Origin of the sequence: Streptomyces tagetis, from assembly GCF_018069565.1 — a bacterium.
Lineage (GTDB): Bacteria > Actinomycetota > Actinomycetes > Streptomycetales > Streptomycetaceae > Streptomyces > Streptomyces tagetis.
This window is the reverse complement of record NZ_JAGPNL010000001.1, coordinates 988,592-1,002,593: the sequence shown is the minus strand read 5'-3', so window position 1 is coordinate 1,002,593 and position 14,002 is coordinate 988,592. Positions and strand designations below refer to the sequence as shown.

Here is a 14,002-nt window from a genome sequence, read left to right as displayed (position 1 = left end):
CTTCCGGTCTCTTCCGGTCCAGGGATTACGGTCGGGCCCCGAGGGCCTGCGCCAGGGGGGCGATGTCGGCGAGCATCCGCCCGGTGTCGGGTTCCCGCCCGGTGAAGAGGCGGAACGCGTCGGCGGCCTGGAAGGCGGCCATCCCGCCGCCGTCGAGCGTGGCGCAGCCGGCGGCGCGGGCGGTGCGCAGCAGCTCCGTCTCCAGCGGCCGGTAGACCACCTCGGCGACCCACAGCCCGGGGCGCAGCAGACCGGCGGGGAGCGGCAGCCCGGGGTGGGCGGCCATGCCGGTCGGGGTGGCGTGCACGAGGCCGTCGGCGTCGGCGAGGAGGCCGGGCAGCCGCCGTGGGGCGGCGCCGGCGGCCCGGCCGGGGCCGAAGCGCCGGTTGAGGGAGCCGGCGAGGGCGGCGGCCCGCTCGGGGACGGCGTCGACGACGGTGACCCGTTCCGCGCCCAGGGTCAGGACGGCGTGGGCGACGGCCGCGCCCGCGCCGCCGGCGCCGAGCTGGACGACCCGCTCCAGCGCGGCGTCCGGCAGCCCGCGGGCGAAGGAGGCGGCGAATCCGGTGACGTCGGTGTTGTGGCCGACGGCGCGGCCCCCGTCGAAGACGACGGTGTTGACCGCGCCCAGGGCCTCGGCCTGCGGGGAGAGGCCGTCGAGGTGGTCGATGACGAGCTGTTTGCAGGGGTGGGTGATGTTCAGTCCGTCGAAGCCCAGGTCGCGCGCGGAGCGCAGCAGATCGCCCACCGCCCCGGGGGGCACGCCGAGGGTGTCGATGTCGATCAGCCGGTACACGTAGCGCAGGCCCTGCCGGTCGGCCTCCCGCTCGTGCAGCGCGGGGCTGAGCGACGGTCCGATGCCGGAACCGATCAGTCCGACGAGATACGCGTCCTTGGCCACCGGGGACCTCCTGAGGGGCTCCGGCACGGAACCCGGGCGACTAATGTACGAACCAGTACGTTAGTCATAGCAGGTGGGCAGGGCCGCGGGGAAGCCCCTCCCGTGCTCCGGCACCGGCCGCCACGGGCGCCTTCTACAATCACCGGCACCGGCCCCTGGACCTCCCGGGCCCCTCAGCTCCTCGCCCGCCCGCAGCCGAAGGAACCCGATGACCAGCGTCGACGAACCGGCACGATCCGGCGCGCGCACCCGTGACGCCGCCCGCACCCGGGCCGAGATCCTCGACGTGGCGACGCGCGAGTTCGCGCGGGCCGGCTACGACGGGGCCCGCGTCGACGAGATCGCCGCCCGCACCCGCACCACCAAGCGGATGATCTACTACTACTTCGGCGGCAAGGAGCGGCTCTTCACGGCCGTGCTGGAGCGGGCCTACGGCGTGATCCGGGAGGCCGAGCAGCGGCTCGACGTCGACCACCTGGACCCGGTGGCGGCCATCCGCCGGCTCGCGGAGCTGACCTTCGACCACCACGAGGAACATCCGGACTTCATCCGCCTGGTGAGCATCGAGAACATCCACGAGGCGGAGCACATCGCCTCCTCCGAGACGCTCGCCCGCATGGGCTCCCCCACCCTGGACGTGATCCGCCGCATCCTCGCCGAGGGGCGGCGCTCCGGGCTGTTCACGGCCGACGCCGACGCCGTCGACCTGCACGCGATGATCAGCTCCTTCTGCTTCTTCCGGGTCGCCAACCGGCACACCTTCGGCGCCCTGTTCGGCCGCGACCTGGTCGACCCGGCCCGGCGCGCGCACTACCGGACCATGCTCGGCGACATGGTGATCGCCTACCTGACGGCGGAACGCGCCCAGGACTGAGCGCGGGCGGGCGCGGCGGGGCGACGCGGGGGGTGCGGGGCGGGGCGGTTCCCGGGCGGGCGCGGGCGGACGCGGCGGGACGGTGCCCGGGACGACGCGGGCGGGCGCGGCGGGACGGTCCGCGCGACGACACCTCTTGACACACGGGACACGTGCGCGCAACATCCCTCCCACCGCGACTAACTACCCAGTGGGTTAATTAGCCGACCGGCCCCCTCCCCCACACCCCGCACGCCCCCGTACCCTCCCCGTACGCCGCCTACGGTGGAGTTTCCCGAAGGAGCACGCCGTGTCCGTCCCCGCCGCCCCGACCCCCGCCGACGCCGCACCGCCCGGCCAGCCGAGGAAGGCCGCAGCCGCCGCGTGGATCGGCAGCGCCCTGGAGTACTACGACTTCTTCATCTACGGCAGCGCCGCCGCGCTGATCTTCCCGCAGGTCTTCTTCGACGAGTCCGACCCGGCCACCGCGACCCTGCTGTCGCTGGCCACGTTCGGCGTGGCGTACGCGGCCCGTCCGGTCGGCGCCCTCTTCCTCGGCCACGTGGGCGACCGCCTCGGCCGCAAGAAGATCATGGTGTTCACGCTGATGCTGATGGGCGTGTCGACCTTCCTGATCGGCTGTCTGCCCACCCGTGACCAGGTGGGCACGCTCGCCCCGACCCTGCTGGTGCTCTGCCGCGTGCTCCAGGGCATCTCGGCCGCGGGCGAACAGGCGAGCGCCAACTCCATGACGCTGGAACACGCGCCGCCCCACCGGCGCGGCTTCTTCACCAGTTTCACCCTCAGCGGCACGCAGGGCGGCCAGTTGCTCGCCACCCTGGTCTTCCTGCCGGTCGCCGCGCTGCCCGAGGAGCACCTGCTCTCCTGGGGCTGGCGGGTTCCCTTCTGGATGAGCGTCGCGGTCGCCGTCGTCGGCTTCGTGATCCGGCGCAAGCTGGACGAGACCCCGGCCTTCGTCGCCCAGCGGGCGGCCGGCGAGGGCGTCGTGAAGATGCCGCTGGCCGTGCTCGCCCGTGACCACTGGGCGGACGTGCTGCGGGTGGTCGCCGCCGCGCTCATCGCCTCGGTCAGCACCATCTTCACGGTGTGGGCGCTGGCGTACGCCACGAGCGACGCGGTCGGCATGTCCCGTACCGCCATGCTGTGGGTGGGGGCGCTCGCCAACGTCGTCGCGCTCGGCGCGATCCCGCTGTGGGCCATGCTCTCCGACCGCGTCGGACGCCGCCCGGTGTTCCTGATCGGCGCGGCCGGCAGCGCGGGCGCCATGTTCCTGTACCTGTGGTCGATCTCGACCGGCTCCTACGCGCTGACGTTCCTGCTCGGCATCGTCGCCTTCGGCATCGTCTACAGCGCCGCGAACGGGGTCTGGCCCGCCTTCTACGGCGAGATGTTCTCGACCCGGGTCCGGCTCTCCGGCGTGGCCATCGGCACCCAGATCGGGTTCGCCGTCGCCGGGTTCGCGGTGACCTTCGCGGCGCGGATCGCCGGTCCGGGCGGCGACGACTGGTTCGCGGTCGCCCTCTTCACGGCCGCCCTGTGCGTCCCGCCGGTGGTCGCCGCGCTCACCGCCCGCGAGACCCACCGGGTCCCGACGGAGGAGCTGGGCGAGCGGACGGCCCGGGAGCCGGCCCCGCGGGAGACGGTGGACGCCTGACGCGCCCGTACGCCGAAGGGGCGGGCGGGGCCCGGTGTGCCGGGCCCGCACCGCCCCTCTCGTCGTTCCCGGCCGTTCCCGGCCGTTCCCGGCCAGAGTCAGGACGAGGCGTGGACCATCGCGTCCAGGTGGGGCAGGTGGTGGTCCAGGCGCTCCCGCTTCGTGCGCAGATAGGTGATGTTGCTCTCGCACGGCGGGATCAGCAGCGGCACCTGCTCCTCGACCCGGATGCCGTGCAGCGCCAACGCCTCCCGCTTGCGCGGGTTGTTGGACATCAGCCGCACCGACTCCACCCCGAGGTCCGCCAGCATCCCGGCGGCGGCCCCGTAGTCCCGGGCGTCCACCGGCAGGCCCAGGGCGAGGTTCGCCTCCACCGTGTCCAGGCCCTCCGCCTGCAACGCCATCGCCCGCAGCTTGGCCAGCAGCCCGATGCCGCGCCCCTCGTGACCGCGCAGATAGAGGACGACCCCGCTGCCCGCCGCGACCACCGCGCGCAGCGCCGAGTCGAGTTGGTCTCCGCACTCGCAGTGCTGCGAGCCGAAGGCGTCCCCGGTCAGGCACTCCGAGTGCAGCCGGGCGAGCACCCCGTCGCTGCCCAGGTCGCCGTGGACCAGCGCCACATGCTCGTCACCGCGGTCGTGGTCCACATATCCGAACGCCCGGAATTCCCCGTACACGGTGGGAAGCGGCGTCACCACGACCCGTTCCACACCGGTGCGCTGCGCTGCTTTCTTGCCGAGTATGCCAATGTTGTCTGTCATGATTCTCACGTTCCTCAACAGAGACGAAAGGCCGTGCGGGAATGGATGTTTCACTGGTGCCGGCGGACACCACGGAGGATGTACGCGGCCGGGCCGCGGGGGTGGCGCGGCAGGTCGCCGTCCTGCCGGTGGGGAGTTTCGAGCAGCACGGGCCGTATCTGCCGCTGGCGACCGACACGCTCGTCGCCTGCGCCGTCGCCCGCCGGATCGCCGCCGCCTATCCGGTGCACCTGCTGCCGCCGGTGACGATCGGCTGCTCGCACGAGCACGCCGCCTGGCCGGGCACCGTCAGCATCTCCGCGGTCACCCTGCACGCGGTGGTACGGGACATAGCGGAATCGCTGCGCCGCTCGGGCGTCGACGCCCTGGTGGTGGTCAACGGACACGGCGGCAACTACGTGCTGGGCAACGTCGTTCAGGAGTCGTCCGCGCGCGGTGAGCGGATGGCGCTGTTCCCGGCCGTGGAGGACTGGGAGACGGCGCGGGAGCGGGCGGGGGTGGCCACCTCGCTCCTCACCGACATGCACGCGGGGGAAATCGAGACCTCCGTCCTTCTGCACACCCATCCCGAATTCGTCCGGCCCGGTTACGAGGCCGCCGATGTCATCTCCGACGACCGGCGTCATCTGCTCTCCCTCGGTATGTCCGCCTATACCGATTCCGGTGTCGTCGGGCGGCCTTCACTCGGTTCCGCGGAAAAGGGGAAGGAAATCCTGGCGAGTCTCACGGATTCCTTCGGCGCGTATTTCTCGCTGCTCACGTCGGCGGACATTCCCGTCCAGGGGGGCGAGCGGGGATAGGCGACGCGGGGCGCGTGGTGCGGCTCGGCGCCGCCCACCGCCCCGGCCGGTTCCCCGGCCCGCCCCACGACGGCCCGCTCACCGGGGCGGCCCGGGGCCTGCCGTACGGTGTCCCGCAGCGGCGGACGCGGTTGCGCCGGGCCGCCGGCGAGGATCGTCTCGCCCACGGCACCGGCCACCTCGGCCTCCTCCACGGCGGGCGCGGCGGCGCGGCGGCGGGCCACGAGGACGGCGGCGCCCGGCAGGCTCGCCGCGAAGCCGAGCACCCCGTAGACCACGGCGACGCCCAGTCCGCTTCCGGCGCCCAGTCCGGCCGCGCCGAACGCCCAGGCGGTGACGCCCTCCCGGGGCCCCCAGCCGCCGACGTTCAGCGGCAGCCCCATGGCGAGCAGCGCGAGGACGGCCAGCGGCACCAGCACCGCGACCGGGGCGGCGCTCCCGGCGACCCGCGCGGCGAGCACGAACATGACCAGGTGGCCGGCGAGGACGACGGCGGACGACAGCGCGATCCCCGGCCCGGTACTCCGGGACAGCAGCGTCCGCCGGGCCTCGCCGAGCACCGCCCGCACGGCCCGGCCCCGGCGCCCCGGCCGGTGCGAGGCCGGCCGGTTCATCCGTACGGCGAGGACGACGGCGAGCGTGCCCAGGACCGCCAGGCCAGCGAGCGGGGCGAGCTGACGGGCCGGGGCCAGTACCGGCGATGCCATCGTGAGCAGCACCACCGCCCCGACCCCCATCAACGCCAGTTGTCCGGCGGCCCGTTCGAGGACGACGGCCCGCACTCCGCGCCGCAGGTCCCCGGCGTCGCGCCCGTGCCGCACCGCGCGGTGCACGTCGCCGAGGACGCCGCCGGGCAGGGCCGCATTGAGGAACAGGGCCCGGTAGTAGTCGGCCACGGCCGGGCGCAGCGGCAGCCGGATGCCCAGTCCCCGGGCGACCAGGGACCAGCGCCAGGCGGAGCAGACCGTGGTCACCAGGCCGATGCCGAGCGCCGCCAGCAGCGTCGGCCCGTCGATCCGGCGCAGTCCGTCCAGGAAGGCGCCGGTGCCCAGCCGCCACAGCAGCACGGCGAGGAGGACGACTCCGGCGAGGGTCCCCAGGTGGGGGCGTACGGTCCGCAGGGCGCGGCGCCACCGGGACGCGCGGGCGGTGCCCTCGCCCCGTACGCTCCGCGCGCCGGCCGCCCCGGTGCTCACGGGGCGCCGCCCGCCGGACGGCACAGGGCGAGCAGGTCGCTGTGGTGGACGGTGACGCGCAGTTCCCCGGTCGCGCACTCGGCGAGCCGCGCCGCGAGGTACCGTGCGGCCGGTTCCCGCAGCCCGGGGCGTTGTTCGACGGCCGCGCCGACCCAGCCGCGCAGCCACTGCGCGGTCAGTTCGGCGTCGCCGGGGCCCAGGTGCCAGGGGCTGGCGTGCAGGCGTACGGTCGCGCCGTGCGCGGCGAAGGCGTCGGCGGCGACGGAGACGGCGTCCGGGCCGAGCAGTCCGCCGCGCCGCTGGTGGTCGTTGAACGCCTCGGCGATCTCGCCGTCCAGGGGGTGCGCGGGGGTCAGGTCCACGCGTCCGGCGACGGAGAGGGTCAGCAGCGCGGCGCAGCCCGCCCCGGCGCAGGCGGCGGCGAGGGCGCCGACCTCCTCGGCGGTGAGCACGTCGAGCAGCGCGGAGGCCGTGACCAGCGAGGCGCCGACCAGCGCGTCCGGGGTGAGGCGGGCGACGTCGCCGCGGCGGGTCTCGACGGTGACGCGGCTGCCGTCGGCGGCGGAGCGGGGGGCGCCGACGGCGGCGAAGTGCAGCAGGTAGGGGTCGCGGTCGTGCAGGACCCAGTGCTGGGCGCCGTCCAGGCGCGGGGCGAGCCAGCGTCCCATGGAGCCGGTGCCGCAGCCCAGGTCGTGCACGACCCGGCCGCCCGCGCGTCCGGGCAGGTTGGCGAGGCGGATGCGGAGCGGGTCGAGCAGGTCGTGGGCGCGCGCGGCGGCGTCGGCGCCCTCGCGCAGCCGCAGCCACTCGGGCGCGTAGCGCGGTGCCTCCTCCCCCTCGGGCCCTTCCTCTCCCGCCGGTTCCCCGGGGATGGGCGGGGCGGGGCGTTCGCCGGGGCGCGGTGCGGGGCGGCCGGCGGGTCCGGCGCCGGGAATCACACCGTCCGGGCCGGTCGCGCCGGGCGCCGCTCCGGTGGAGGCGGCGGGCGCGGCAGGGGCGTCGGCGGGCGCGGCGGGGGCCAGGCCGGTGGGACCGGCGGGGGCCGTGGGGCTGGTCATGCCGCCCTCCGGGGTTCGCTCGGCAGCCGGCGCAGCACGCCGGCCAGGCTCTGGGCCGTGGACGCCCAGCCGTTGAGGGCGGCGCGGCGGTTGCGCGCGGCGGACTTCAGCCGGCGCCGTACGTCGGCCTCGCCGAACCAGCCGCGCAGTTCGGCGGCGAGCGCGCCGGGGTCCTCCGGCCGCACCAGGATGCCGGGCACCCCGCCGTCGGGGGCGCGTCCGACGGCCTCCGGCAGCCCGCCGACGTCCGTGGCCAGCACGGGGATGCCCCGGGCCAGCGCCTCGGTCACCGCCATGCCGTACGTCTCGGCGTACGAGGTGAGGACCATCAGGTCGGCGGTGGCGTAGCGGGCGTCGAGGTCGGTGCCGGAAGCGGGTCCGGCCAGTTCCAGCCGGTCCTCCAGCCCGTGGTCACGGATCATCGCGCGCAGCCGGTCGACGTAGGCCGGGTCGTGGCCGAGCCCGCCGACGCACACGCAGCTCCACGGCAGGTCGGTCACCGCGGCCAGCGCCTCCACCAGCCGGTGCTGGCCCTTGCGCGGGGTCACGGCGGCGACGCACAGCAGCCGCGAGACGCCGTCGGTGCCGGGGGCGAGCGGGGCGATGTCGGCGCCGGGGGCGGCGACGTGGACGCGTTCGGGGGCGAGGCCGTGGTGGGAGACGAGGCGCCGCACCGCCCAGTCGCTGGTGGCGACGACCGCCGGCACCGCGCGCAGCACGGCCCGCTCCCGGGCGTCCAGGTCGGCGGCGACGGCGGGGTCGAGGCCGGTCTCGTCGCCGAGCGGGAGGTGGACGAGGACCACCATGCGCAGCCGCTCGGCCTCCGGGACGACGATCTCCGGGACACCGCAGGCCACCAGCCCGTCCAGCAGGACCACGGCGCCGTCCGGCAACCGGCGCAGGGCGCGGGCGAGTTCGGCGCGGGCCGTCTCGTCGGGGCGGGGCCAGGTGCCGGCCACGGCGAGGGGCCGCACCCGCCAGCCGAAGCCGGGCAGGTCGAGGCCGATGCGCCGGTCGTAGGCGTTGCCGCCGCTCGGCGCGGACGGGTCGTCGACCCCGCCCGGCATGACGAAGTGCACGGAGCGCAGGGACATGGGGATGATCCCGCCGTTCCTCGGGGCGGTCCGGACGGACGCCTGTGCGGGTACGTAGGCGAGCCGGCCGGCGCGGCCGGGGACCGTACCGGCCGAACCGGCCGCGGTGGTGGTGTGGTTCACAGCGCACGCTCGTAACTCGCCCAGGCGACGTGCGACTCGTGCAGGGTGACGGTGAGGCCGGCCAGGCCCTTGGCGCCCTCGCCCAGCGCGCCCTTGTGGACGCGCTCGGCGAGCCGGTCGGCGATGACCTTGGCCAGGAACTCCGTGGAGGTGTTGATCCCGGCGAAGTCGGGTTCGTCGTCGAGGTTGCGGTAGTTCAACTCTCCGGCCACGGCACTCAGTTCCTGGGTGGCCAGGCCGATGTCGACCACGATGTTGTCGTCGTCGAGCTGCTCGCGCCGGAACGTGGCGTCCACCAGGAACGTGGCACCGTGCAGGGCCTGCGCGGGCCCGAAGACGTCGCCGCGGAAACTGTGGGCGATCATGATGTGATCGCGGACGGTGATGCTGAACAACGGACGACCCTCCAGGTGTGGCGCGTCTGATCCCCCGCCGGTCGCTGCGCGGGGTGCCGTCTATTACGGCCGCGTGCCGTGCCGTGTTCAGCGTGCCGCACCTCTTTTCTCAAGGTCAGGCAGGGGGCCGTCCCGGGCGTGGCGGAGGGTCAGGACCGGCCGGGGGCGTCGTAACGGACGCGGTGGCACAGGGCGGGCAGCTCTCCGGAGGCGATCTTCGCGAGGACGACGGGGAGTTCGGTGAAATCCGACTCGCCGGTGACGAGGGCGTCCAGCGCCGGGTCCGCGAGCAGGTCGAGGGCGAGGGCCAGCCGGTCGGCGTGACCGCGGGTCGCGGCACGGGCCGGGGAGACGGTGCCGACCTGGCTGCCGCGCAGCGTCAGGCGCCGGGAGTGGAACGCCTCGCCGAGCGGGAGGGCGACGCGCCGGTCCCCGTACCAGCTCAGCTCGACGACCGTGCCCTCGGGGCGCAGGAGTTCGAGGCAGCGGGCGAGCCCGGCCTCGGTGGCGGAGGCGTGCACGACGAGGTCGCGCTCGCCCTCGGCGTCGGCGGGCGCGGCGAAGCCGACGCCCAGCGCCTCGGCGACCGCCGCGCGGGCCGGGTCCGCGTCGACCAACTGGACGCGGACGCCCGGGAACCGGGCCAGCAGAGCCGCGACCGAGCAGCCCACCATGCCGCCGCCGACCACGCTGATCCGGTCGCCGATCAGGGGCGCCGCGTCCCACAGGGCGTTGACCGCGGTCTCCACCGTGCCGGCCAGCACGGCCCGCGCGGCGGGCACCGACGCCGGCACGGGCGTGACGGCGGCGGCGGGGACGACGTAGCGGGTCTGGTGCGGGTGGAGGCAGAAGACGGTGCGGCCGGTCAGCTCCGCGGGCCCCTCCTCGACGACGCCCACGCTGAGGTAGCCGTACTTCACCGGGCCGGGGAAGTCGCCCTCCTGGAAGGGGGCGCGCATCGCCGCGTACTGGTTCTCGGGCACGCGGCCCTGGAAGACCAGCGTCTCGGTGCCCCGGCTCACGCCGGAGTAGAGGGCGCGCACCAGCACCTCGTCGGGGCCGGGCGCGGGCAGCTCCACCTCGCGGACGGTGCCCCGGCCGGGCGCGTCGAGCCAGAACGCGTGGGCCGTACGGGTCGTCGGGCCCGCCGGGATGGTCGGGGTCATCGTCGTCCTCCTGAACGATCGGGAAGCCTGCCACGTACCGAGGGAGCACAGGCCGCGCACAAGGTAGCGGCGTTGATCGACTCTGTCACACGGCCGGAGGGTGTTCGGTGGCCCTGAACAACACGTACGACGCGAGGCCCGCCCAGCAGGAGACCGCGGTGGGGGCGGCCCTTCAGGTGCTGCTGCTGGTGCTGCTCGGCACCGCGATCGGCATGGGCACGGCGGGCTGGCTGACCGGCCTGGCGTTCGCGTTCGCCACCTGGGCCGTGCTCACGCGGGCGCTCGGCCGGACCCGGCCGCCCTCCTTCGGCCCGGCCAACCGGGTCACGCTCGGCCGGGCCACCCTGGTCGGCGGCGTGACCGCGCTGGTCGCGGACTCCTTCCGCAGCGCGCCGCCGGTCTCGCTGCTCGTCGGCCTCACGGCGGTGGCGCTGATCCTCGACGGCGTCGACGGCAAGGTCGCCCGCCGCACGGGCACCTCGACCGAACTGGGGGCGCGCTTCGACATGGAGGTGGACGCCTTCCTCATCCTGGTGCTCAGCGTCTACGTGGCGGCCGACCTGGGCCCGTGGGTGCTCCTGATCGGCGGCATGCGGTACGTGTTCGTCGCCGCCGCCCGCGTGTGGCCGTGGCTGACCGCGCCGCTGCCGCCGAGCACCGCGCGCAAGACGGTGGCGGCGCTCCAGGGGGTGCTGCTGCTGGTGGCGGGGGCCCGGCTGCTGCCGGAGGCGGTCAACACCGGGGTGGCGCTGCTGGCGCTGGGCCTGCTGGTGTGGTCCTTCGGCCGGGACGTGCTGTGGCTGTGGCGCACCTCGCCGCGGCGGACGCAGGCCCCGGCGCGGACGGGGTCGGCGACGGTGGAGCCGACGGGCGCGGTGCGGGAACTCGTGGCGCGGTGAGGGTGCGGGACGCCCCTCACCCCGCACCCGCCGCCCCGCTCCGTTCCGTACGGGGCAGCAGGGCCGCCGCGGCCAGCGGCACCGCGGCGAGGACCAGCCAGGGCACGGACCCCGGCAGACCGCTGTCCAGCAAGAGTCCGGTCGCGGAGCTGCCTGCCAGGACGACGAGTCCGGACACGGACGACAGCGCCCCCGTGTAGAGACCGAGACGGCCGTCCTCGGCGAGGTCGGGCACCCAGGCGCGGGCGACCGGCGCCACGAGCATCTGGCCGACGGTCAGCAGGACCACGAAGGCGGCGGCGGGCAGCAGACCTGCCGTACCCGTCCAGCCGGCCGGCCGGGCGCAGGCCACGACGGCGAAGCCGGCCGCCACCGTCACCAGCCCCGCCGCCATCGACCGGCGCATCGTCAGCCGCTCCCCCGCCCACCGCGTGACCGGCAGTTGCGCGGTCACCACCAGCAGCGAGGAGAGGGCGAAGAGCCAGGCCAGCGGCGCCTGGGACCCGGCGGCCCGCGTCACCTCGGCGGGCAGGGCCAGGTAGAGCTGGTTGTAGGCGAGCAGACAGGCACCGTAGGCGGCGCACAGCGCGAGGAAGCGCCGGTTGCGCAGGAGCAGCCGGGCCCCGCCCCGCACGCGGGTGCGCTCCCGGCCGGGCAGGTGCTGCGGCAGCAGCCGGGCGTGCCCCGCGAGGACCAGGACGAAGACGCCGGCCCCGGCCAGGCACGCGGTGCGGAAGTCGACGGCGAGCAGCAGGGCGCCCAGCAACGGACCGGCGAAGGCGCCCACTTGTCCGGCGACGGTGAACAGCGCGAGCACCCGGGTCCGGTCCCCGCCGCCCTCCCGTTCCCACAGCACGGCCTGCCGGGCGACCTCGGACTCGACCGCCGGGGAGAACAGCGCGGCGGCGAACCCGATGAGCAGCACCGCCGAGACGACCGCCCCGGTGCTCTCGGCGTACCCGAGCCAGCCGAAACCGGCGATCCGCAGCACGCAGCCGGCGAGCACGACCGGCCGGATGCCGTACCGGTCGGCGAGCGCGCCGCCGACCACGAAGAGGCCCTGCTGGCTGAAGGTACGCAGGCCGAGGACGAGCCCGACCAGCCAGCCGGCCATGCCGATGCCCCGCCCCAGATGGTCGGCGAGGAAGGGCAGCACGGCGAAGAAGCCGATGTTGAAGGCGAGTTGGGTGAGGACGAGCAGCCTCAGCAGCGGCGAGAGCGGGGTGCGCGGGGTGCGCCCGGACGCCGCCCGCGCGGCCCGGCCGTCGGACAGGGCGGTCATCCGACCCCCGCGAGCGTCTTTCGCCCCGCCCTGTCCCCCCGGCCGGTCGGGGGTGTGCCGGGTACGGGGGTACGGTGCCGCCGCGGCGGCCGGCGCAGGGCGCCCGCGGCGGTGACGGCCACCGCGCCGAGCAGGGCGAGGACGGCGGCGGGGGCGAGGACGGCCCAGGGGGCGCGTTCGGCGTAGGGCTGGTTCTCGGCGAGGAGCAGGCCCCACTCGGGGGACGGCGGCTGGGCGCCCAGGCCGAGGAAGCCGAGGGAGGCGAGGGCGAGGGCGACGCCGGGCAGCCGCAGCAGGGCGTGGCGGAGCACGGACGGCAGGACGGCGGGGAGCAGTTCGCGGCGGAGCAGGTACCAGCGTCCGGCGCCCAGTCCGCGGGTGGCGGTGATGTGCAGGGTGGCGCGTTCCTGGGCCAGGAGGGAGGCGGTGTGCGCGGCGAGCGGCGCCCAGGCGACGGCGGCCACGGCGAGGGCCGGGGTGGCCGTGCCGCTCCCGGCTACGGCGGTGACCAGGAGCGCGACGAGGACCGGCGGGACGGCGTTGACCGTGTCGACGAGCGGCCCGGACAGGCGCGGTACGAGGCCCAGCAGGACGCCGGCGAGGAGCGCGGCGGCGCTGATGGCACCGGCGAGGAGCAGGGTGTCGAGGGCGCCGTGGCCGACCCGGGCGAGCAGGTCGCGGCCGAGGGCGTCGGTGCCGAAGGGGTGTGCGGCGGAGGGCGCCTGGAGCCGCTGCCCGGTGGCGACGGCGAGCGGGTCGCGGACGAGCCCGGCGCCGGTCACGGCGAGCAGGGCGGCGCCGCACAGCAGCGGCGGCAGGGCGCGGCCGGGCGGGGCGGGCCGGTGCAGGGAGAAGAGGGCGCCGTCGCGCAGGGCGGGCCCGGTGAGCAGGCGGGCCGCGAGGCGGGTGGCGCCGGTGGCTAGGGCGGCGAGCAGGACCAGGGCGAGGGTGCCCGCCTGGAGCACGGGCAGGTCCTGGGCGAGGGCGGCCTGGAGGGTGGCGCGGCCGAGGCCGGGGATGTCGAAGACCTGCTCGACGGCGACCGCGCCGCCGGTCAGTCCGACGACGAAGAGGCCGAGGTTGGGCAGGAGCGCGGGCACGCAGCGGCGCAGCGCCTGGCGGGCGACGCGCCGGCCGGGCAGTCCGCGGGCGGCGGCGGCCAGCGCCCACGGTTCACCGAAGGCACCGGGCAGGAGGTCGTCGAGAAGCCGCCCGAGCAGGGCCCCGGCGGGCAGGCCGAGGGCGAGCGCGGGCAGCACCGTCCACGCGGGTCCGTACCAGCCGAGGGCGGGCAGCCAGCCGAGCTGGACACCGACGACGGTGGAAAGGACGGAGGCGAGCAGGAACTCGGGCAGCGCGGCGGCCATCGCGGAGCCGGTGCCGCCCCGGCGCCGCCCGCCGAGCCCCCGCCGCGCGCCGAGGCGCAGGGTGCGGGCGCAGACGAGGGCGGCGGTGAGCGCGGCGACGGCCAGCGCCGACGCCATGAGGAGCAGGGAGGCACCGAGCGCCCGCGCCACGTCGGGCAGGACGGGGGTGCCGGAGATCCAGGAGTCCCCGGCGTCCCCGCGGCCGAGCCCGCCGAGCCAGCGGGTGAGCAGGTGCAGCGGGCCTGCGTCGAGACCGAGTTGCTCGCGGATGGCGGCGAGCACCTCGGGGTCCGGATCGCGGTCGGCGGAGCGGGCCTTGAGGACGGTCAGCGCCGGGTCGGTACGCGAGAGCCAGGGCAGCAGGCCGACGCCGCACACCAGGGCGGCGGCGAGCACGACCCGCCACACCAGGGCGGTCACCTGCCGGCGCAC

At 75.9% G+C, this 14,002-nt stretch carries 12 protein-coding genes and 1 pseudogene; 4 read left to right on the top strand and 9 right to left on the bottom strand.

The window, feature by feature from the left end; translation table 11 throughout:
- Window positions 1-25 precede the first annotated feature (25 nt).
- Window positions 26-901: a shikimate dehydrogenase gene (locus tag J5Y05_RS04265; protein WP_210868373.1), complete on the bottom strand. Its 876-nt coding sequence runs from the start codon at window positions 899-901 to the stop codon at window positions 26-28.
- 208 nt (window positions 902-1,109) lie between these two features.
- On the opposite strand from J5Y05_RS04265, the gene J5Y05_RS04260 reads away from it, so the two are divergent.
- Window positions 1,110-1,775, top strand: coding sequence for a TetR/AcrR family transcriptional regulator (locus tag J5Y05_RS04260; protein WP_210868372.1), 666 nt, complete (start codon window positions 1,110-1,112; stop codon window positions 1,773-1,775).
- 289 nt (window positions 1,776-2,064) lie between these two features.
- Complete coding sequence (locus J5Y05_RS04255) at window positions 2,065-3,429, top strand: MFS transporter (protein WP_210868371.1); 1,365 nt, start codon at window positions 2,065-2,067, stop codon at window positions 3,427-3,429.
- Between the two features lie 98 nt (window positions 3,430-3,527).
- On the opposite strand, the gene ribA is transcribed toward J5Y05_RS04255, so the two are convergent.
- Window positions 3,528-4,190: a GTP cyclohydrolase II gene (gene ribA / locus J5Y05_RS04250; RefSeq protein WP_210868370.1), complete on the bottom strand. Its 663-nt coding sequence runs from the start codon at window positions 4,188-4,190 to the stop codon at window positions 3,528-3,530.
- Window positions 4,191-4,231: 41 nt separating this feature from the next.
- On the opposite strand from ribA, the pseudogene J5Y05_RS04245 reads away from it, so the two are divergent.
- A pseudogene (locus J5Y05_RS04245) lies at window positions 4,232-4,954 on the top strand (creatininase family protein); the annotation flags it as partial.
- On the opposite strand, the gene J5Y05_RS04240 reads toward J5Y05_RS04245, so the two are convergent.
- From J5Y05_RS04240 to J5Y05_RS04220, 5 genes are all read right to left on the bottom strand, one after another.
- Window positions 4,840-6,186: a lysylphosphatidylglycerol synthase transmembrane domain-containing protein gene (locus tag J5Y05_RS04240; protein ID WP_307853695.1), complete on the bottom strand. Its 1,347-nt coding sequence runs from the start codon at window positions 6,184-6,186 to the stop codon at window positions 4,840-4,842. The pseudogene J5Y05_RS04245 and the gene J5Y05_RS04240 sit on opposite strands and share 115 nt — an antisense overlap.
- On the bottom strand, window positions 6,183-7,244 hold the full coding sequence (locus J5Y05_RS04235; protein WP_247614025.1) for a class I SAM-dependent methyltransferase: 1,062 nt from the start codon (window positions 7,242-7,244) through the stop codon (window positions 6,183-6,185). The genes J5Y05_RS04240 and J5Y05_RS04235 overlap by 4 nt, the downstream gene beginning before the upstream one ends.
- Window positions 7,241-8,461, bottom strand: coding sequence for a glycosyltransferase family 4 protein (locus tag J5Y05_RS04230; protein WP_210868368.1), 1,221 nt, complete (start codon window positions 8,459-8,461; stop codon window positions 7,241-7,243). Before J5Y05_RS04230 ends, J5Y05_RS04235 begins: the two co-directional genes overlap by 4 nt.
- The gene (locus J5Y05_RS04225; protein ID WP_210868367.1) at window positions 8,458-8,856 is read right to left on the bottom strand and encodes a 6-pyruvoyl trahydropterin synthase family protein; all 399 of its coding nucleotides are present in this window, start codon (window positions 8,854-8,856) and stop codon (window positions 8,458-8,460) included. The genes J5Y05_RS04230 and J5Y05_RS04225 overlap by 4 nt, the downstream gene beginning before the upstream one ends.
- Before the next feature lie 149 nt (window positions 8,857-9,005).
- A complete protein-coding gene (locus J5Y05_RS04220) occupies window positions 9,006-10,022 on the bottom strand; it encodes a zinc-dependent alcohol dehydrogenase (RefSeq protein ID WP_210868366.1) in 1,017 nt (338 codons plus the stop codon).
- 107 nt (window positions 10,023-10,129) lie between these two features.
- Between J5Y05_RS04220 and J5Y05_RS04215 the strand changes: the two genes are divergently transcribed.
- Entirely contained in the window at window positions 10,130-10,921 is a 792-nt protein-coding gene (locus J5Y05_RS04215; protein WP_210868365.1) for a CDP-alcohol phosphatidyltransferase family protein, read from the top strand.
- Between the two features lie 16 nt (window positions 10,922-10,937).
- Here J5Y05_RS04215 and J5Y05_RS04210 read toward each other — a convergent pair whose 3' ends face one another.
- On the bottom strand, window positions 10,938-12,203 hold the full coding sequence (locus J5Y05_RS04210; protein ID WP_210868364.1) for an MDR family MFS transporter: 1,266 nt from the start codon (window positions 12,201-12,203) through the stop codon (window positions 10,938-10,940).
- A complete protein-coding gene (locus J5Y05_RS04205; protein WP_210868363.1) occupies window positions 12,200-14,002 on the bottom strand; it encodes an ABC transporter permease subunit in 1,803 nt (600 codons plus the stop codon). Before J5Y05_RS04205 ends, J5Y05_RS04210 begins: the two co-directional genes overlap by 4 nt.

Excerpts from the sequence above, each read along its gene's own strand:
- J5Y05_RS04260 (WP_210868372.1), top strand. The coding sequence starts at position 1,110 with ATGACCAGCGTCGACGAACCGGCACGATCCGGCGCGCGCACCCGTGAC.
- J5Y05_RS04210 (WP_210868364.1), bottom strand. The coding sequence starts at position 12,203 with ATGACCGCCCTGTCCGACGGCCGGGCCGCGCGGGCGGCGTCCGGGCGC.
- J5Y05_RS04220 (WP_210868366.1), bottom strand. The coding sequence starts at position 10,022 with ATGACCCCGACCATCCCGGCGGGCCCGACGACCCGTACGGCCCACGCG.
- J5Y05_RS04235 (WP_247614025.1), bottom strand. The coding sequence starts at position 7,244 with ATGACCAGCCCCACGGCCCCCGCCGGTCCCACCGGCCTGGCCCCCGCC.
- ribA (WP_210868370.1), bottom strand. The coding sequence starts at position 4,190 with ATGACAGACAACATTGGCATACTCGGCAAGAAAGCAGCGCAGCGCACC.